The sequence below is a fragment of the Hyphomonas chukchiensis genome (assembly GCF_000682695.1).
In the GTDB taxonomy this organism is placed as follows: domain Bacteria; phylum Pseudomonadota; class Alphaproteobacteria; order Caulobacterales; family Hyphomonadaceae; genus Hyphomonas; species Hyphomonas chukchiensis.
In genome coordinates this window covers 63,761-83,391 of sequence record NZ_AWFG01000011.1, presented here as the reverse complement: position 1 = coordinate 83,391, position 19,631 = coordinate 63,761, and the positions used below count along the sequence as shown (strand labels likewise).

The window sequence follows — 19,631 nt, the reverse complement described above, 5'->3', positions numbered from 1 at the left end:
TCCGGGCGATAGGGTATTCCAAATCTGATCTTTTACAGGAGCCTTCGATGCGCGTCAGGAAAGCAGTTCTCCCGGTTGCGGGCTTTGGTACACGGGTTCTGCCCGCCACGAAAACCATTCCCAAGGAGATGCTGCCCGTCGTTGACCGGCCGGCGATCCAGTATGTTGTCGATGAGGCGCTTGAAGCGGGCATCGAGCACATCGTCTTCGTGACGGGGCGTAACAAGGGCGCCATCGAGGACTATTTCGACATCTCGTATGAGCTGGAAGAGTCCCTCAAGAAGAAGAACAAGGCGGCGATCCTCGAGCAGGTTCAGGAGACCTTGCTGCCTGCCGGAACGGCGAGCTTCGTGCGCCAGCAGTCGCCGCTGGGCCTTGGCCATGCGATCTGGTGTGCACGGGATATTGTCGGGAATGAGCCGTTCGCGGTTCTGCTGCCGGACGTGATCGTCAAGGGACAACCATCCTGCCTTGCGCAGATGGTGAAGGCCTATGACGAGGTGGGCGGCAATATCGTAGCGGTCGACCCAGTGCCGATAGAGCGTGTGTCGTCCTATGGCGTGATCGCGCCGGAATCGCGGGATGGCCGTCTGATAAAGATGTCGGGCATGGTGGAGAAGCCGCCGGTCGAGTCCGCGCCGTCGAACCTCGCCATCACTGGCCGCTACATCCTCCAGCCGGAAGTGTTCGGCCTGCTTGCCGATCAGGGCAAAGGCGCGGGTGGCGAGATCCAGTTGACCGATTCCATGGCGCGCCTGATGGAGATGCAGGACTTCTTCGCCTACGAGTTCGAAGGCCTGCCTTATGATTGCGGCTCGAAGCTCGGCTATTTCGAGGCGGTTCTCGCCTTTGCGCTCGACAATCCGGAAACGGCTGAGGGCGCACGCGAACTGGTCAGGAAGATGGCTGGCGGGCTCTAGTCTTCTGCGGCGCTTCATGTGCCACTTCATGACCGTTCGTGCGGCCAGCCTGTCCGTTCCGTGCCCCTTCTCGGACCGTTCCGTGTCCGTTGGCGGGACAGGGCACGCGATATTGCCATTCGTTACGTATTTTTGATCGCATCCCGGCGAATGCGGTTTGAATTGGATGGCGCGCAGGTCTAAGGGCTTGCGCATGACCGAGACGCTTTCCCTCCCGACTTTCGAAGATGTCCTGGCCGCTGAAAAGCGGATCGCGGGCGTTGTGCGTGAAACGCCAATCCTGACCCATGCGGCGCTCGATGCGGCGGCCGGGGCTGAGCTGCTTGTGAAGGCCGAGTGCCTGCAGGTGACGGGCAGCTTCAAGATACGCGGCGCGATGAACCGGCTGGCGCAGATACCGGAAGCCGGGCGCAAGGCGGGTGTCGTGGCGTTCTCGTCCGGCAACCATGCGCAGGGGGTGGCGCGGGCTGCGCGGCTGCTTGGCATGCCGGCGCTGATCGTGATGCCATCTGATGCGCCAAAGGTGAAAGTGGACGGCGTGCTGGCCGATGGCGGCGAAGTGCACCTCTATGACCGCAACAGTGAAGACCGCGAAGCGATTGCCCGCGATATTGCGGCGGCCAGCGGCGGGGCAATTGTGGTGCCCGCCTTTGATGATTTCAACGTGATTGCCGGGCAGGGCACGCTGGGGCTGGAATTTGCGCGTCAGGCGGCGGCCATGGGCAAGCCGCTGGACCATCTGATCTGCTGTGCGGGCGGCGGCGGGCTGATCAGCGGCGTCGCGCTGGCCTTTGAGGGGCTGTCGGCTGGCACGAAGATATGGACGGCAGAACCGAAGACCCATGACGACTGGGCGAAGTCACTCGCGGCAGGCGAGATCGTGGCGAATGCGCCAGGCATGCGCACCTTCTGCGATGCGATCGTGACACCGCAGCCGGGCAACCTGACTTTCGCGATTGGCAAGCGCCTGCTGGCTGGTGGCCTGTCGGTGAGCGATGCCGACGTGCGCGAAGCGATGCGGCAGGCCTTCAGGTATCTCAAGATCGTTGGCGAGCCGGGCGGCGCAGCGGCGCTGGCAGCGGCGGTGCGCGGACTGCCCGACGCGATGCGCGGCACCCGCGTTGGCGTGGTCGTGACCGGCGGGAATGTGGACGCGGCGCTCTATGCGGATGTGCTCGCAGGCCGCGACTAAATTTCGGACCAGCCATGTGATACACTTGGCGCGCCTGCAAAGGAGCGCCCCATGACCATGTTGACCAGTCAATGCTGTATCGCTGGCGGCGGGCCAGCGGGCCTGATGATGGGATACCTTCTGGCACGCGCGGGCGTGGACGTGATCGTGCTGGAAAAGCACGCTGACTTCCTGCGCGATTTCAGGGGCGACACGGTTCATCCCTCCACGCTGCAATTGTTCAAGGAACTGGGCCTTGATGACGGACTGCTGATGCGGCCCTACCAGAAGACCGAGCATCTTTCGGTGAGCATTTCCGGCAAACCCTACAAGATAGCCGATTTCAGCCGCCTGCCGCTGGAGCATGGTTTCATCGCGATGATGCCGCAATGGGACCTGCTGGACTTCGTGGCAGACACGGCGCGGGAATTACCCAACTTCCGCCTGTTCATGTCGGCCAAAGCGGCGAGCCTGATTGAAGAAGAGGGCGAGGTGGTGGGTTTGCGCGCGGAGGGGCCGGATGGGCCTCTCGAGGTGCGCAGTGTGCTGACTGTGGCGGCTGACGGGCGCGACTCGCAGTTGCGTGACCAGTCCGGCCTTGAGGTCGAGGATATGGGGGCGCCGATTGATGTGTTCTGGATGCGCCTGCCGCGCGCGGCGGAGAGCGCGCTCGACTCCATGGCACTGGCTGACGTGGATGGCTTCCTCGTGTTGATCAACCGGGGCGACTATTGGCAATGCGCGCTGCCATTTCCAAAGGGCGCAGCCGACACGATCCGCGCCGAGGGACTGGAAGCGTTCCGGGAGCGGATAGGACGGCTGGCGCCGGACCTTGCGCCGGTGACGGGCGAGATAAAGAGTTGGGATGACGTAAAGCTGCTGACGGTGCAGATGAACCATTTGAAGAGATGGTGGCGGACCGGGCTGCTCTGCATCGGTGATGCGGCCCATGCCATGTCACCCATCGGCGGCGTGGGGATCAATCTGGCGGTCCAGGATGCAGCGGCGGCGGCACGCATGCTGGCGCCGGAGCTGCGCGAGGGGCGGGCTCCTGACGCGGCGCTGGCCGCTGTGCAGAAGCGGCGCGAGTGGCCCGCGCGGATGACGCAGCGGGCGCAGATTGCGGCGCAGGACCGTGTTCTGGTGCCCGTTATTCGCGGCGGTACGCCGCTGAAGGCGCCCTTCATTCTCAAACTGATTAACTGCGTTCCGGTCCTGAGAGGGCTGACTGCGCGGGCGGTGGGGACGGGGCTGAGGCCGGAGCATTGGCCGGCTGAGAGCTGATGCATGTGGAGCTGACCTTTTTTCCCGGCATTCGACGCCTTATTTCGGTGACATGACACAACGCATTTACTGCGCCATTGGCGATATTCACGGCGAGCTTGACCGTTTGAAGGACCTGCACGACCAGCTGGGCTTTCATGTGCGCAAGTACCTGCGCGATGCGGACGTGACGCTGGTGCACCTCGGCGACCTGATCGACCGGGGACAGGATTCCTGCGGCGTGGTGGACTACCTGATCGATCTGGAAGCACGGATGGGCCCGCGCGCCGTGACGCTGCGTGGCAATCACGAGCAGATGATGATCGAAGCGGTGCGCGAGCAGAATGCGGAATCGCGCAGCCACTGGCTTGAATGGGGCGGCGAAGAAACGATGGACAGCTATCGGCGCCGGGGCCTGGACGGACCACCGGATCATCATCTCGACTGGTTGCAGTCCCTGCCAACCCTGCACCATGACACAGAGCAGGGTCTGGTTTTTGTCCATGCGGGGGTGGACCCGCACAATTTCCCCGACTGCGGCGAGCGCGTGCAGATGTGGACCCGGCGCAAGGATTTCTTCGATGCCCGGTGCTGGACGTCACCGGACCTTGTCGGGCAGACGGTTGTGCATGGGCACTCTCCGACAGAGGACAATGAGCCCGACGTGGCGCATGGCGGACGTCGCATCAATGTCGATACAGGCGCCGTTTATGGGGGCCAGCTCACGGCGGCGATCCTGGTGCCGGGCAAGGCGCCGACCTTCCTTCATAGCTAAGAAAACTGCCCGAAGGCCATATGCCAGCGGAGCATGTTTTGAGCGCAAAGCCATGATTCATTTGCGCTTAATACAGATTGTCTTTTGGTTAACAGGGCGTTCTGTCGTCGCCCAAGATTTGGCGCGCCGTCTTCAATAGACCTTATCGCCTCGTACCTAATATCCCAATCTGACCCAATCACGGGGCGTGGACTGGGAGACACACGACTATGAAGGCAACAACGCTGATAAGCCTTGGCCTGTCGCTCGTACTGGGCGTCGGCGCGGTTTTTCTGGGCCGCAGCTACATGACGTCTGACAAGAACGAGGCATCTGCAGCAAGCGTCATGCCAGCTGTTGAAATGTCGTCCGTGATCGTTGCGACGTCTGTCATCGAGACCGGCGACCTGATCGACCATTCCACGCTGAAGGCAACGCCATGGCCGGCAGACGCCGTGCCCGCCGATGCAGTGCGCAGCCTGGAGGATATCAAGGACGTCGCCTATGCGCGCGGCCTGATCGTGCCGGGCGAACCGCTGATGCGTACAAAGATTGACGAGACAGGATCCGTGCTGACGCTGGCGGCGGCGATTGCCCCCGGCATGCGCGCGGTCGCGGTCGTCGTTGGCAGTGATACCGGCGTGGCAGGCTTTGTGCTGCCGGGAGACCGCGTCGACGTGAACGAGTTCGTTCCGCGCGATGAGGCGAGCGGCGGCAGGGCGCATGATGGCGAGCGGATGTCGGGCAATGTGATTGCGCGGTCTGTGATAAAGAATGTGAAAGTGCTGGCCATCGACCAGACCTTTGATGAGGGCCTGGAGGGCGCGCGGCCTTCCAACACGGTGACACTTGAAGTCTCGCCCGATGACGCATTGATGCTTGGCGCAGCCAGCCAGCGCGGCGCGCTGGGGCTGGCGCTTATCGGCCGCAAGGAAGAGGCAGAGGTCGTGGCGGAAATCCGCAAGGCGCCGGTGCCTGTTTCGCGGCCACGTATCGTGCGGGCGCCGTCGACGGCGCGCATCCGCGTGATCAACGGTGACGCCGAGACAGAAGTCACAACGCCGGTGGCCGCGCCCAAGGCGCCTGCCGGAGGAGCGAGCCAATGAAAATGACATACAGGTTTTGCGCAGCCGCCTTTGCGCTGGCTGCGATGATGGCGCCGCCTGCATTTGCGTGGCTGCAGCGCAGCGCGCCGGAGGGCGCAGTTGTGCTCGTGCTGGAAAAGGGTCGCTCCACGGTCGTCGAAGCCGAGGCGAAGTTTGCCACGCTTGTGGTGGCGGATCCGGAGATTGCCGATGCGATGGCGACGTCGGACCGGTCCTTCTTCCTGCGTGGCAAGGTGCCGGGCACGACGACGGTGCTGATCTATAATGCCGCCGGCGAGATTGCGGAACTGATCGATGTCGAGGTGGAGCTGGGGCTCGACGAGCTGCGCACGGACCTGAAGAACCTGCTGCCGGGCGAGGATATCAATGTCTATCCCGTGCATGATGGCCTGTTCCTTGATGGCAAGGTGACCACGGCCGCTGCCGCCGAGATGGCGCTGCAGCTGGCCGAGCGGCATGTGCCGGGCGGCGTCGCGAATGGCCTTTCTGTGGGGCAGAGCCAGCAGGTGCTGCTGGAGGTGCGCTTTGTCGAGGCGAGCCGGACGGCCGTGAAAGAGATCGGCTTTGGCAACTCGTTCGATGCGAATGATGTTGTCGGCGTGACCGAAGGCGGCACGGTTTCGGGCATCGCCGAAAAGACCATCGCGCTGTTCACCAATGTCGGGAACGAGAATGTCGACATCACGCTGCGGGCCCTCGAGCAGAAGGGTGTGATCCGTACACTGGCGGAGCCGAACCTCGTCGCGCTTTCGGGCGATACGGCGAGCTTCCTGGCGGGTGGGGAATATCCCATCCCCGTGTCGAGCAACAATGGCGAGATCACGGTCGAGTTCAAGAAGTTCGGGGTGAGCCTGGATTTCACGCCGACGGTTCTGGGCGACGGCCTTGTGAACCTGCGGGTGCGTCCTGAAGTTTCGGCGCTGGATCGCGGCAATGGCATCCGTGCGAACAATATCGAGATACCGGGCATTTCGGTCCGGCGTGCGGACACGACCATCGAGCTGCACGACGGCCAGGCCTTTGCCATCGCGGGCCTGCTCCAGAACGATTATTCCAATGATGTGCGCCAGACGCCTTGGCTCGGCAGCGTGCCGATCCTGGGCAACCTGTTCGCCTCCAAGCGCTACCAGAAGAACGAGAGCGAACTGGTGATCATCGTGACGCCGCGCCTTGTGCAGCCGGCGCCGCATCCGGGCATGCTTGAGACGCCCTTTGACGCGTTTGCCGAGCCGACCGAAGCGGAACTCTTCCTGCTCGACAAGACCGCAATTGTTCAACCCGCAGGTACAGGAGCCGCACAATGAAACATGCTTTGAAAACGGTTTGTGCGGTGGTGGGCATGTCTGTGCTGACGGGCTGCGCGAGCTTTGACCATCAGGATGTGTACCTGCTGGGCGACGCGAATGAACGGAATATCGCGGCGCAATCGGTGCGCGATGTGAACCTGCCGAATTCCCGTGAGGTCGAGGCCTCGTCCGGTGTGCGCGCGGTCAAGGCTGTGAAGGCCCTCAATGAGGGCAAGACGCAGGAGCTGGGACAGGCTTCAGCCAACCAGACAGGTAGCTGACATGTTTGACCCCGTCCGAAAGCCTGAAGCCAGCGGGCCGCCTTCCGGCCGCACCATTCCCGCACTTGCCGCGCTGGCGCGACCTGCATTGATGGAAGCCCTTCAGGGCTGCTGCGCCGAACTCTCCGACCTCGCTGGCCTTTCGGCATCCGAGATCGTTTTGCGTCATGGCGGCGGCCTTGTGCTCGTTGAGCAGGGCGTGACGGGCTATGACCAGGTGATCCTGACGCTGGCCGTTGAGCGACCGGGCACAGCGGTGATTGTCATTTCCGACCAGCTGCCTGGACATATGGTGCGGGCTCTGATGAAGCTGGAGGCGTCCGACATCGTGCCGACCTCTGCGGGCGTCGAGGAAATCATCGACGTGGCAGAGCAGCTGCGCGAGACCCAGTCCATCCAGGGCTCGGGCGCGACATCAAAATGCTGGGCCTTTCGCGGCGCTGTGGGCGGGGCGGGAGTCTCGACATTGGCCATCGAGAGTGCCTTCGGGCTTGCGCGCAAGGTTGGCCCCGGCAAGGTGTGTCTTGTTGATCTCAATCTTGCCGACGGGATGACAACGTCGTTTCTGGAAGCCGTGCCGAAGCTGGACCTTCATGCCTTGGCGGCAGCGCCGGAGCGACTGGACCAGCGGCTTCTGGCGGCCTGGTGCTGGGAGCATGAAGATGGCGTGTCGCTGATCGCGGCGCCGCGCAACCCGGATGCGGACCTGCTGGCGACGGAAGCGGCGATCCTGCGCCTGCTCGATGTGGCCTGCAGCGCGTTCGAATATGTGATCGTGGACATGCCCCGGCACATGATGCCCTGGACCAAGTCCGTTCTCGGCGCCGTTGATGAAGCGATTGTCGTCAGTGAGCTGACCGTGCCGAGCCTGCATGCGGCCGCAGACATGTGCCGCGAAACGGATGCCCTGCGCGCGGATGGCGCCAAGTCCAAACTGGTTCTGAACCGCATGTTCCCGAAGAAGCGATTCCGCGCTGAGTTTGCCGTCGACAAGGCCGAACAGGCCATTGAACGCGAGATCCATACCACGATTACATCTGATTGGGATGCGGCACGCACTGCGGTCAATCTCGGCAAGCCGATTGCCGATGTGAAGCCGAAGAGCCCGCTTGTCGCCGACGTGGCGGCATTCGTGGAGAAGCTTTTGCCTGAAGATGCCATTGAGGCATCGCCGCAAGCCAGCAAGAAAAGGCGCGCCAAATGAGCCGTTTCGGATCCAGTACTGCGCCTGTGACACCCCTTGTCGTTCCATCGACGCCCGCAGCAGAGACAAAGCCCGCGACGATGCCGGCCGTTGGCAAGTCAAAAGGCGATGACAAGGCTTTCGACCTGCTGGACGCCAAGCTGCGTGTACATGCCAAGCTGATTGACGAACTGGACCTGTCTGCACTCGACAAGATGGACGATGCCACGATGCGCCAGCGCGTGCGCGGCATCATTTCCGAGATCATCCGCAAGGAAGAGATGGCGCTGTCATCGGTTGAGGAAATGTCGTTCGCTGACGCTGTCATGGACGAGATGACAGGGCTTGGCCCGATCGAGCCGCTGCTGAAGGATGATTCCATCGCGGACATCCTGATCAACGGCTATGACCAGGTCTATATCGAACGCCATGGCGAGCTTCAGCTGGCGCCTGTCCGCTTTGCTGACAATGATCACCTGCTGCGCATTGTTCAGCGTATCGTGTCCGCCGTGGGCCGGCGCGTGGATGAGAGCCAGCCGCTGGTTGACGCACGCTTGCTGGATGGCAGCCGGGTCAACGCGGCGATCGCGCCGATTGCCATTGACGGTCCGCTCGTCTCGATCCGGAAATTCTCCAAGTCGCCGCTGACGATGGAGAAGCTGGTCGGTTTTGGCGCCATTCCGGGGCCCGTGGCCGAGTTCATTCTGGGGGCCGTGAAGTGCAAGGCGTCCACAGTGATTTCCGGTGGTACGGGGTCGGGCAAGACAACTTTGCTCAACGCACTTTCTTCTGCGATCAGCCCGAAGGAGCGCATGATCACGATCGAGGATGCGGCGGAACTTCAGCTGCAGCAGCCGCACGTCGCGCGCATGGAGACGCGGCCGCCGAATATCGAAGGCAAGGGCGAGATACGCCAGCGTGAGCTGGTGAAGAACGCGCTGCGTATGCGCCCTGACCGCGTGATCCTTGGCGAGGTGCGCGGCGAGGAAGCCTTCGACATGCTGCAGGCCATGAACACGGGCCATGAAGGCTCCATGGCGACGATCCACGCCAACAACCCGCGCGACGCGATCACACGCCTTGAGCAGATGGTGATGATGGGCGGCATGAAGATTTCCGAAGAGGCCATCCGGGGGCAGATCGCCTCCGCCGTGAACTTCATTGTTCAGGCTTCCCGCCTGTCGGACGGTTCGCGCAAGGTGATGTCGATTGCCGAGATTACCGGCATGGAAGGCTCGGTTATCCAGATCCAGGAAATCTTCAAGTTCGAGCGCACCGGCACGTCGGAAGAAGGCAAGGTGATCGGCAAGTTCGTGGCGACGGGCCTGCGCCCTAAATTCCTCGACGAAATGGAACGGCGCGGCGTGCATATGCCCAAGGGCATGTTCGATCCGTCAACGGTGTTCTAGCCGTGTTTGGCCTGCCAGACATTTCCGGTCTCAGCCTGTTCCTGGTGATCCCTGCCATCATGGCGGCGGGGGCGTTCTTCTTTGTCATCCAGTCGGTTCTGGACCTTTTGAACCAGGCCAAGACCCAGCGGATCGTGAACCGGCGCCTGCAATTCAAGGACAAGTACGCGTCCACGAGCGAAGCCATGGTGGAATTGCGCAAGAGCCGGGGGCTGGATTCCGACGGCAACTTTGCGATGCCGCTGCAGCGGTTCAATCAGCTGGTCGTGCGCTCGGGCCTGGCCTTTCAGCCGCTTAAATGGTGGGCTATGTCGGCGGCCGGTGGCGCCGTGGCCGCGGGTGCGTACATGTACTTTGTTGGCGGCTGGATGCCGGCGGCGGGCATCGCTCTGCTCGTCTTTGCCGTCGGCCCGCTTCTTTTCCTCAAACATGTCGCGGGCAAGCGTCGCAAGCAACTGGCGGCGCAATTGCCCGACGCCCTCCAGATCGTCTGCCGCAGCCTTGAGGCCGGTCACCCGGTGGCGACCGCTGTCGCCCTTGTGGCGCGGGAGATGCCGGACCCGATCGGCACGGAATTCGGCATGACGGCGGACGAAGTCTCCTATGGCTTTTCGCTGACCAATGCCGTGCAGCGGATGGCCGAGCGGGCAGGCGACCCCGATGTTGAACTGTTCGGCGCCACGGTGCGGCTGCAGGAACGAACGGGCGGCAATCTTTGTGAGTTGTTGAAGGCCAATACGACGACGATCCGCGAACGCCAGACCATGCGCCTGAAGGTCAAGGCCGCCTCGTCAGAGGGCCGCGCTTCGGCAATGATCCTGACCTCGGCGCCCTTTCTCGTGATGCTCGCCATCCACCTCACGCGGCCGGAATTCTATGGCAGCGTTATCCACGACCCTCTTATCCAGTATGGCTTTGCGGGCCTGTTCATCTGGATGTTCATTGGAAACATGGTCATGCGCAAAATGATCAATTTCAAGATGTAGGGCCGGGCAATGAACGTTGACCTTTCATCCTCTCCTGCACTGTGGGCGCCCTTGCTAATGCTGGGGGCGGCGCTGGCTTTGGCATTTCCGGCCGTCCTGACATTCCTGAAAAGCCGCCGTGACATGGAAAGCGTCGAGCGCCGCCTTGCGCGCCGTGGGCCTGTGTCAGCAGTGGCTGAGGCCGAGCGTAACAAGAGCCGCATTGGCCGCGCGGTCACCGGCCTGGCCGACCAGATGGCCCCCGGCGATGACGAGCAGGGCGTGAGTGTGGCCAAGGCACGCCTCGCTGCAGCGGGCTTTACTGGTCAGTCGGCGGTCGCCCGCTATTATTTTGCGCGTCTGCTCTGCATTGTCCTGCCGCAACTGGCGCTGCTGGCGGCGCTGCCGTACCTGACAGAACTGCCCGGAACCATGCCGATCATGATTTCGGTGATGCTGGTACTGATCGGCCTGATCGCTCCCGGCATGTATCTCGACCAGCGGACCAAGAAGCGGCAGCAGGAATGCTCGTCCGGCTTTCCCGACATGATGGACCTGCTGGTCGCCTGTGTTGAGGCGGGGCTCAGCCTTGATGCCTCCGTTCAGCGTGTCGGCGAGGAACTGGAACTGCGCCATCCGATCATTGCGGGCTATATGCGCACGCTGTCGCTGGAACTCCGGGCCGGGCGGGCGCGCAAGGCAGCGTGGCGCGGTTTTGCCGACCGGATGGGAATCGAGGAGGCCGGTTCGCTGGCCACGATGCTGCGCCAGGCCGAGGAAATGGGCACGAGCCTGGGTCAGACGCTACGCGTGTTTTCGGCCGATATGCGCCAGCGGCGCATCCTTTACGCCGAGGAAAAGGCCATGGCCCTGCCTGCAAAACTCACGCTGCCATTGGTTTTCTTCGTTTTTCCGGTGCTTTTGGGCGTGCTGGTCCTGCCAGCGGTGGTCATGCTGCAAGGTGCACTTGGGTGAAAAGGGCGCTAGGCGAGTCAGGCATGGGTTGCTAGATAGTTCAGCATGAGCACGACTTATCTCGATTTTGAAAAGCCAATCGCCGAACTCGACGCCAAGATTGCCGAGCTTGAAGCCCTTTCCGGCCAGAAGGGCGGGCCGTCCATCAAGGACGAACTGAACAAGCTGAAGGCCAAGTCGACCAAGCAGCTGAAAGACATCTATTCAGACCTGTCGGCCTGGCGGAAGACGCAAGTGGCCCGCCATCCGGACCGTCCGCACCTGTCAGACTATATCGACACCATCTTCGAGGATTTCGAGGAACTGGCCGGCGATCGCCTGTTTGGCAATGACGAGGCCATTATTGGTGGCCTGGCCCGTTTCAAGGGCCGCTCTGTGGTCATCATGGGCCACGAGAAGGGCCGCACGACCGAGAAGCGCCTGAAGCACAATTTCGGCATGGCCCACCCGGAAGGCTACCGCAAGGCAGTGCGCCTGATGGACATGGCCGAGAAGTTCAACCTGCCGGTCCTGAGCTTTCCTGATACGGCAGGCGCCTATCCCGGCAAGGGCGGTGAAGAGCGCGGGCAGGCCGAAGCCATTGCGCGCGGCACGCAGCGCGGCCTGTCGCTGGGCGTGCCATTCGTGACGCTGATCATCGGTGAAGGCATGTCGGGCGGCGCCATTGGCATCGCGGCGGCCAATACGGTGCTGATGATGGAACACGCGATCTATTCGGTGATCTCGCCGGAAGGCTGCGCCTCGATCCTCTACCGCGATCCGGCCAAGGCACGCGATGCGGCAGACGCGATGAAGATTACGGCGCCGGACCTTTTGAAAACGAAAGTGATCGACGGCGTGGTGAAAGAGCCTGTCGGCGGCGCGCACCGCGACCCGCAACGGGCCATGGCCGCCGCAGCCAAGGCGCTCGATTCCGCGCTGAAGGACCTGGAAGGCCTGTCGCCTCAGGAATTGCGCCGTCAGCGCCGGGATCGCTTCTATGCGATTGGCCGCGAGATCCTTTAGGGATTGCTTGTAATCGGCCGCCCGAACCGTCAGGCTGCGCGCCAGATCGTTGGAGGGCATTCCATGCGCCATATCATTACCGGACTGGCCATGCTGCTGGCCGTCGCATGCTCGCGCGGCGAGGCGGATAAGCATGAGCATCACAGTGAGGGCGCGGTAATCTATCCGGCCGCCAGCATCGTTACGATGGCGGGCGAGGGCGCTATGGCGACCGCTGTTGCGGTCAAGAACGGTCGTATCTTAGGCGTTGGCAGCGAGGCGGATCTTGCCAAGGACCTGCCCAAGGCTGAGGTGGACCGCACTTTCGAAGGGCTGACCCTGGTGCCCGGCCTGATCGACCCGCATGTGCATGTGATGCTGGGCGCGCTGCAATATGCGCTGCCGCTGACGCCGCCCTGGCCGATGGCGACGCCGGACGGCATGCGGATGGGCATTGGCACGCGGGAGGGCTTCCTGTCGGAAGTCGCGGCCATCTCGGCCTCCATGCCACCCGGCCAGCCCGCCGTGATCTATGGCTATCACAACCTCGTTCACGGCGACCTGACGCGGGCTGATCTCGATGCGATATCGGCTGAACGGCCGATCGTGATCTGGCATTATTCCAGCCACGACTTCTATCTGAACAGCGCGGCTATCAAGCGCGCCGGGTTCACGCCTGCGCTGGCGGAGAAGTTCCATGGTGTGGACCTTGATGCCAAGGGCGAGCTGACGGGGCGTATCTATGAGGATGCGGCCTTTGCCGTGGTGCAGGCCTATGCCGATGTGATCCTGGCGCCGGAAAATGCGAGCGCGGGCTTCCATGGCTTTTCGCGGATGTTGCGCCATGCGGGTGTCACCACGACGGTCGAGATGGGCTACGGCCTGTTTGGCTATGAGTTGGAAGACGCCAATATCCGGAATAACTGGGTGGACCCGCAGACATCCGGGTACAATCTCTATCTCGTGCCGGAGTTTCGCGCGCTGGCGCGGACGTATGGCGATGGGCGGGTTCAAGCCATGCTTGATCTCGCGACGGGCGCGCGCGGGGCTGCGGCGCCGGTTCTGCCACGGGTGAAGTTCTTCACCGATGGGGCGTTCTATAGCCAGACGATGCGCCTCTCTCCGCCCGGATACCTCTCGGGGCAATCCAAGGGGACTGAGGGACTCTGGGTGCTGAAACCGGAGCAGATCGTGCCTGCTATCCAGCCTTACTGGGATGCCGGCCTCGGTGTGAATATCCACTCCAATGGCGACGCCGCGCAGGGCGCGACGCTGGCGGCGCTCAGCAAGTTGCGCGAAGGCGGCGCAGGGAATTCCTTTACCATCGAGCATGGCGGCTTGTTTTCGCCGGAGCAGGTGGCTGAGGCGGGGCGGCTGAAGGCCAATGTCTCGGCCGCCAGCCACTATGTTTACTACATGGCCGAGCCCTATGCCGATCCGCTGGGACAGCCGCGCGCACAGTGGATTACGCCGCTGGGCGCGCTGAAAGAGGCGGGGGCTGTCGTGGCCGTTCACTCCGATGCGCCGCTGGCGCCGCCGGAGCCGCTGCGGGCGGCGAGCGTCCATATCACGCAGGCCACCAAGGAGGGCGGCGTGTATGAGGCGGAGATGGCGCTGTCGCCTTACCAAGCGCTGGAATCTGTAACGCTTGATGCAGCAAAGGCGGCCGGGCTGGACCGGGAGATCGGGTCGATTGAGGTTGGCAAGAAGGCGGACTTTACTGTTCTGGGCGCCAATCCGCTGACCGTTGCCGGGGACAAGTGGACCGGCATTCCGGTCTGGGGCGTTGTTTTGGCAGGGGAAAAGCGCCCGCTGGACGACTGACAATGGCGGAAAAGGACTGGATCGCCCGCTATCTCGCGCCGCTGGCGCAGGGCGCTGGTGCGGCCGGGTTGCGCGATGACGTGGCGCAGCTGGATGTCTCCGATCCTGTAGCAATTACAACAGATGCGATGGTGGAGGGGGTGCATTTCCTTGGCACTGATCCCATTGATACCGTGGCGCGCAAGCTGGTGCGGACGAATGTGTCGGACCTGCTGGCGAGCGGAGCGGAGCCGGCGGAAGCGCTGCTCGTGCTCGGCTGGCCCAAGGGGCGCGGCGAGGCGGAAATAGCAGCATTTGCAGCAGCTTTGGGCGATGAGCTGGCGGCCTGGGGGGCGCAGCTGATTGGCGGCGACACGGTGACGAGCCCCGGCGGGCTGTTCCTCTCTTTGACGCTGACCGGGCGGTGCTTCAAGGCGGGCCCGGTGCGCCGGATGGGCGCCAAACCGGGCGATCTGGTGTGGTTGACGGGGACAATCGGGGCCGCCGCACGGGCGTGGCAGGACCATTCCCGGGGTATTCCGAGTCCGTTCCCGGGTTCTTCCGGGGCCGATGCCTACCGTTTGCCGGTTCTTCCGCCGCTTGCGACCGCCAAATTGGTGGCGGGTCACGCGAGTGCGGCGATGGATGTGTCCGATGGCCTGCTGATCGATGCCAAGACGTTGGCCGAGGCTTCGGGCGTCGCCATGGAGCTGGATCTGGATGCGGTCGCCTTCGCAGGCGGCGAGACGGACCTTGCCGAGATGCTGAAGCTGGCGACCTGGGGCGATGACTATCAGACGCTGTTCACGGCGCCGGAGAACAATTCCAAGTTGATCTCGCGTGAGGCGAAAAATTCTGGTATCGAAATCACGTCTATCGGGAAAATTGTTGCTGGATCAGGCCTTTCCCTCGAACGCGGGGGGCGAAACGTTAACCTGCCTGAAACTCTGGGGTTCGAGCATGGTTAGTGGGGGTAGCTGATATTCGCTCCTGAAGGGAGGCGGGTTGCCTCATTCAGGTGCGGCTGGCAGCAATTACCCACCATAACCAGGTTTTGGAGATCCGGGATCAACCCGGGCCCGCTAAAGAACTCAGGGAAGGAAGGAAATACCCATGTGGTTTTATCTAGCACTCGCCGCGGGCGTTGTGTCTGTCCTGTACGGTTACCTACAGATCAATTCGATCATGAAGGCCCCGTCAGGCGACCATCGCATGCGTGAAATAGCGCTGGCCATTCAGGAAGGCGCGAACGCCTACCTCAAACGCCAGTATCGTACGATCGCCATGGTTGGCGCGGTTGTCGTCGTGATCCTGCTGGTTGCTCTCGGCTGGAAATCGGCGCTCGGCTTCATCATCGGTGCCGTCCTGTCGGGCGCAGCCGGGTTTATCGGCATGCTTGTTTCGGTTCGGGCCAACGTGCGCACGACGGAAGCCTCCAAGAGCGGCCTTTCGGCCGGCCTTGCGCTGGCGTTCAAGTCTGGCGCCATTACCGGCATGCTCGTGGTTGGCCTCGCGCTGCTCGGCATCGTTCTCTATTACGGCCTGCTGACCGGGCCGCTCGATCTCGACCTGTCGGTGCGTGACGAGAAACGCCAGGTGATCGACGCGCTCGTGTCGCTCGGCTTCGGTGCTTCGCTAATCTCGATCTTTGCCCGTCTCGGCGGCGGTATCTTCACCAAGGGTGCGGATGTCGGCGGCGACATGGTGGGCAAGGTGGAAGCCGGCATTCCGGAAGATGACCCGCGCAACGCGGCCACCATCGCGGACAATGTGGGCGACAATGTCGGCGACTGTGCCGGCATGGCGGCCGACCTGTTCGAGACCTATGCCGTGACGCTGGTTGCGACCATGGTGCTCGGCGGGATCTACTTCTCCGGCTCGGCGGACATTTCCGCTGTCATGATGCTGCCGCTGGCAATTGCCGCCGTCTGTATCGTCACCTCGATCGTGGGCACGTTCTTCGTGCGCCTCGGCAAGAACTCCACCGATGTCATGTGGGCGCTCTACAAGGGCCTCATCGTGACGGGCGTGCTGTCGATTGGTGGTCTCGCGATTGCCATCAGCAGCGTGTTGCCGAACGGGTTCGGTGTATTGAATGAAGCGGCCCAGCGCCTCGGCATGACCGGAGAGATCACGGGGCTCGACCTGTTCCTCTGCGGTGTGACCGGCCTCGTTGTGACGGGCCTCATCGTCTACATCACGGCCTATTATACCGAGACCAAGTTCCGCCCTGTCCGCTCGATTGCGAAAGCCTCCGAGTCCGGCCATGGCACGAACGTGATCCAGGGCCTGGCCGTGTCACTTGAATCGACGGCGCTGCCTTCGATCACGATCATGGCGGGCATACTGCTCACCTTCAATCTCGCGGGCCTCTATGGCATCGCGATTGCCACGACGACGATGCTGGCGCTGGCCGGTATCATTGTTGCCCTCGACGCCTTCGGCCCGGTGACGGACAATGCCGGCGGCATCGCGGAAATGGCCGAACTGCCGTCCGACGTCCGCAAGACGACGGACGCGCTGGACGCTGTTGGCAACACGACCAAGGCCGTGACCAAGGGCTATGCGATCGGATCGGCGGGCCTCGGCGCGCTGGTGCTGTTTGCGGCCTATTCGGAAGACCTGAAATACTTCATCTCTCAGGCCGACCCGGGCACGTTCTTCCACAATGTCGTGGTCGATTTCTCGATCTCCAGCCCTTACGTCGTGGTTGGCTTGCTGTTCGGCGGTCTCTTGCCGTTCCTCTTCGGCGGCATGTCGATGATGGCGGTGGGACGCGCGGCGCAGGCTGTGGTCGAGGAAGTGCGCAGGCAGTTCCGCGAAATGCCGGGCATCATGAAAGGCGAAGTGAAGCCTGATTATGGCCGGGCCGTGGACATTCTCACGCAGGCCGCGATCAAGGAAATGATCGTGCCGTCGCTGTTGCCGGTGCTGTCACCGCTTGTTCTGTTCGGCGTGATCATGCTGATCGCCGGACCGGGCGCTGCCCTGTCAGCTGTCGGGGCCATGCTGCTTGGCGTGATCGTGACGGGCCTGTTCGTGGCCATCTCGATGACTTCGGGTGGCGGCGCATGGGACAATGCGAAGAAGTATATCGAGGACGGCCATCATGGCGGCAAGGGCTCTGAAGCCCACAAGGCCGCTGTCACGGGCGATACAGTGGGCGATCCGTACAAGGACACTGCTGGCCCGGCCGTGAACCCGATGATCAAGATCACGAATATCGTGGCCTTGCTGCTTCTGGCGGTGCTTGCCGCGCACTAGGCGCCAGAGCCTGATCCATTAAAAAAGCCCCGGTGCACATGCGCCGGGGCTTTTCCTGTTTTGGGGACGGTGTCGATCAGGCGATGTCGAACCGGTCGGCGTTCATCACCTTGGTCCAGGCGGCGACGAAGTCCTTGATAAACTTCTCCTTGCTGTCGTCCTGGGCGTAGACTTCCGCATAGGCGCGGAGGACGGAGTTCGAACCGAACACCAGGTCCATGCGGGTGGCTGTCCACTTCACCGCGTCGGTTGCGCGATCGCGGATCTCGTAGATCCCATTGCCGGACGGACGCCAGTAATTGTTGGTGTCGGTCAGGTTGACGAAGAAGTCGGTAGACAGGGTGCCGACATTATCCGTGAACACGCCATGCTTTGTGCCGCCATGGTTGGTGCCGATGGTGCGCATGCCGCCGACAAGGACAGTCATTTCCGGCGCGGTGAGGCCCAGCAACTGGGTGCGGTCGAGCATCAGCTCTTCCGGGCTGACGTCGTACTCGGCCTTCTGGTAGTTGCGGTAACCGTCGACCAGTGGCTCCAGCGGATTGAAGGAATCCGCATCGGTCATCTCGGCGGTTGCGTCGCCGCGGCCGGGTGAGAATGGCACCTTCACGTCGACGCCAGCCTTCTTGGCGGCCTGCTCGATACCGACATTGCCGGCGAGGACAATGACGTCAGCCAGGCTGGCGCCAGAACCGGAGGCAATGCCTTCGAGCACTTTCAGCACCTTTGTCAGACGGGCAGGCTCGTTGCCTTCCCAGTCTTTCTGAGGGGCAAGGCGGATGCGGGCCCCGTTGGCGCCGCCGCGCATGTCGGACTGGCGGTAGGTGCGGGCGCTGTCCCAGGCGGTGGAGACCATCTCGCTGACGGAGAGGCCGCTGGCGGCGATCTTCGCCTTGACGGCATCGACATCATAGCCAGTGCTGCCAGCCGGGATCGGGTCCTGCCAGATCAGGTCTTCCTGCGGCACTTCCGGGCCGAAGTAGCGTGCCTTTGGCCCCATGTCGCGGTGGGTCAGCTTGAACCAGGCGCGGGCGAACGTGTCGGAGAAATAGTCGAAGTCGTTGTAGAAACGCTCCGATATTTTCCGGTAGTCCGGGTCCATCTTCATCGCCATGTCGGCATCGGTCATGATCGGCATCTTACGGATCGAGGGATCCTCGACGTCGACGGGCATGTCTTCTTCCTTGATGTCGACAGGCTGCCACTGCCATGCGCCGGCGGGGCTCTTCTTCAGCTCCCACTCGTGATTGAGCAGGAGATCGAAATAGCCATTGTCCCATTGGGTCGGGTGGCTGGTCCACGCGCCTTCAAGGCCGCTGGTCACGGCGTCGCGGCCAATGCCACGGGTCTTGTGGTTGATCCAGCCGAGGCCCTGTTCCGAGATGTCGGCGGCTTCCGGCGCCGGGCCTAGATTGGATTCGAGGCCGTTGCCGTGCGCCTTGCCGACGGTGTGGCCGCCTGCTGTTAGGGCAACGGTTTCCTCGTCATTCATCGCCATGCGGGCGAAGGTGACGCGGACATCGTGCGCGGATTTCAGCGGATCGGGCTTGCCGTCGCGGCCCTGCGGGTTGACGTAGATGAGGCCCATGTGGACGGCGCCGAGCGGCGCTTCCAGCGAGGCCGGATCTTCGGAGTTGGCGTAGCGCAGGACGCTGTCGGCCAGCCATTCCTTTTCCGAGCCCCAGTAGACGTCTTCTTCCGGCGCCCAGATGTCTTCGCGGCCGAAGGCGAAACCGAAGGTCTTGAAGCCCATGGATTCGTAGGCGACGTTGCCGGCGAGGATGTAGAGGTCGGCCCAGGAAACCTTGTTGCCGTACTTCTTCTTGATTGGCCACAGGAGGCGGCGGGCCTTGTCGAGGTTGCCATTGTCCGGCCACGAATTGAGGGGGGCGAAGCGCTGGTTGCCCGTGCCTGCGCCGCCGCGACCGTCGAACAGGCGGTAGGAGCCGGCAGCGTGCCAGGCGAGGCGGATCATCAGGCCGCCGTAGTGGCCCCAGTCAGCCGGCCACCAGGGCTGGCTGTCGGTCATCAGGTCGGTGAGGTCCTGCTTGAGGGCTTTGACGTCGAGCTTCTTCAGTTCTTCGCGATAGTCGAAGTCCTTGCCCATGGGATTGGTCTTGGTGTCGTGCTGGCTCAGGATGTCGAGGTTGAGCGCGTTGGGCCACCATTCCATCACGGTGCGTCCCATAGAGGTCATGCCGCCGTGCATGACCGGGCATTTGCCAACGCTGGGTGTGTCGTTTCCGTCCATAGTTTCCTCCGATGTG

At 62.7% G+C, this 19,631-nt stretch carries 16 protein-coding genes; 15 read left to right on the top strand and 1 reads right to left on the bottom strand.

All coding sequences use genetic code 11. From position 1 onward, the window contains the following. Window positions 1–47 precede the first annotated feature (47 nt). From galU to HY30_RS04435, 15 genes are all read left to right on the top strand, one after another. Window positions 48–920: a UTP--glucose-1-phosphate uridylyltransferase GalU gene (galU, locus tag HY30_RS04505; protein WP_034737563.1), complete on the top strand. Its 873-nt coding sequence runs from the start codon at window positions 48–50 to the stop codon at window positions 918–920. 193 nt (window positions 921–1,113) lie between these two features. Continuing rightward, a complete protein-coding gene (locus tag HY30_RS04500; RefSeq protein ID WP_034737561.1) occupies window positions 1,114–2,112 on the top strand; it encodes a threonine ammonia-lyase in 999 nt (332 codons plus the stop codon). A 51-nt stretch (window positions 2,113–2,163) separates the two neighbouring features. After that, a complete protein-coding gene (locus HY30_RS04495) occupies window positions 2,164–3,375 on the top strand; it encodes an FAD-dependent oxidoreductase (RefSeq protein ID WP_034737559.1) in 1,212 nt (403 codons plus the stop codon). Between the two features lie 52 nt (window positions 3,376–3,427). Beyond that, window positions 3,428–4,129 (top strand): metallophosphoesterase family protein, encoded by a 702-nt coding sequence (locus HY30_RS04490; protein WP_051614820.1) that lies wholly within the window; start codon window positions 3,428–3,430, stop codon window positions 4,127–4,129. A 209-nt stretch (window positions 4,130–4,338) separates the two neighbouring features. Next, window positions 4,339–5,214, top strand: a complete 876-nt coding sequence (gene cpaB / locus HY30_RS04485; protein ID WP_034737557.1) for a Flp pilus assembly protein CpaB — start codon at window positions 4,339–4,341, stop codon at window positions 5,212–5,214. After that, complete coding sequence (locus HY30_RS04480; RefSeq protein ID WP_051614819.1) at window positions 5,211–6,518, top strand: type II and III secretion system protein family protein; 1,308 nt, start codon at window positions 5,211–5,213, stop codon at window positions 6,516–6,518. Before cpaB ends, HY30_RS04480 begins: the two co-directional genes overlap by 4 nt. Further along, the gene (locus tag HY30_RS04475; RefSeq protein ID WP_034737555.1) at window positions 6,515–6,781 is read left to right on the top strand and encodes a hypothetical protein; all 267 of its coding nucleotides are present in this window, start codon (window positions 6,515–6,517) and stop codon (window positions 6,779–6,781) included. The genes HY30_RS04480 and HY30_RS04475 overlap by 4 nt, the downstream gene beginning before the upstream one ends. Window position 6,782: 1 nt before the next feature. Then, window positions 6,783–7,985, top strand: coding sequence for a CpaE/TadZ family protein (locus HY30_RS04470; RefSeq protein WP_034737553.1), 1,203 nt, complete (start codon window positions 6,783–6,785; stop codon window positions 7,983–7,985). Continuing rightward, a complete protein-coding gene (locus tag HY30_RS04465) occupies window positions 7,982–9,373 on the top strand; it encodes a TadA family conjugal transfer-associated ATPase (RefSeq protein ID WP_034737551.1) in 1,392 nt (463 codons plus the stop codon). Before HY30_RS04470 ends, HY30_RS04465 begins: the two co-directional genes overlap by 4 nt. Window positions 9,374–9,375: 2 nt before the next feature. After that, the gene (locus HY30_RS04460) at window positions 9,376–10,359 is read left to right on the top strand and encodes a type II secretion system F family protein (protein ID WP_241765638.1); all 984 of its coding nucleotides are present in this window, start codon (window positions 9,376–9,378) and stop codon (window positions 10,357–10,359) included. 9 nt (window positions 10,360–10,368) lie between these two features. After that, window positions 10,369–11,313: a type II secretion system F family protein gene (locus HY30_RS04455; protein WP_081812051.1), complete on the top strand. Its 945-nt coding sequence runs from the start codon at window positions 10,369–10,371 to the stop codon at window positions 11,311–11,313. Between the two features lie 45 nt (window positions 11,314–11,358). Beyond that, a complete protein-coding gene (locus HY30_RS04450; RefSeq protein ID WP_034737547.1) occupies window positions 11,359–12,318 on the top strand; it encodes an acetyl-CoA carboxylase carboxyltransferase subunit alpha in 960 nt (319 codons plus the stop codon). Window positions 12,319–12,381: 63 nt separating this feature from the next. Continuing rightward, a complete protein-coding gene (locus HY30_RS04445) occupies window positions 12,382–14,121 on the top strand; it encodes an amidohydrolase (protein WP_034737545.1) in 1,740 nt (579 codons plus the stop codon). Between the two features lie 2 nt (window positions 14,122–14,123). Next, a complete protein-coding gene (thiL, locus tag HY30_RS04440) occupies window positions 14,124–15,068 on the top strand; it encodes a thiamine-phosphate kinase (RefSeq protein ID WP_034737543.1) in 945 nt (314 codons plus the stop codon). A 145-nt stretch (window positions 15,069–15,213) separates the two neighbouring features. Next, complete coding sequence (locus HY30_RS04435; RefSeq protein ID WP_034737541.1) at window positions 15,214–17,364, top strand: sodium-translocating pyrophosphatase; 2,151 nt, start codon at window positions 15,214–15,216, stop codon at window positions 17,362–17,364. Window positions 17,365–17,440: 76 nt separating this feature from the next. On the opposite strand, the gene katG is transcribed toward HY30_RS04435, so the two are convergent. After that, on the bottom strand, window positions 17,441–19,615 hold the full coding sequence (gene katG, locus HY30_RS04430; RefSeq protein WP_034737539.1) for a catalase/peroxidase HPI: 2,175 nt from the start codon (window positions 19,613–19,615) through the stop codon (window positions 17,441–17,443). Between the last annotated feature and the right edge of the window lie 16 nt (window positions 19,616–19,631).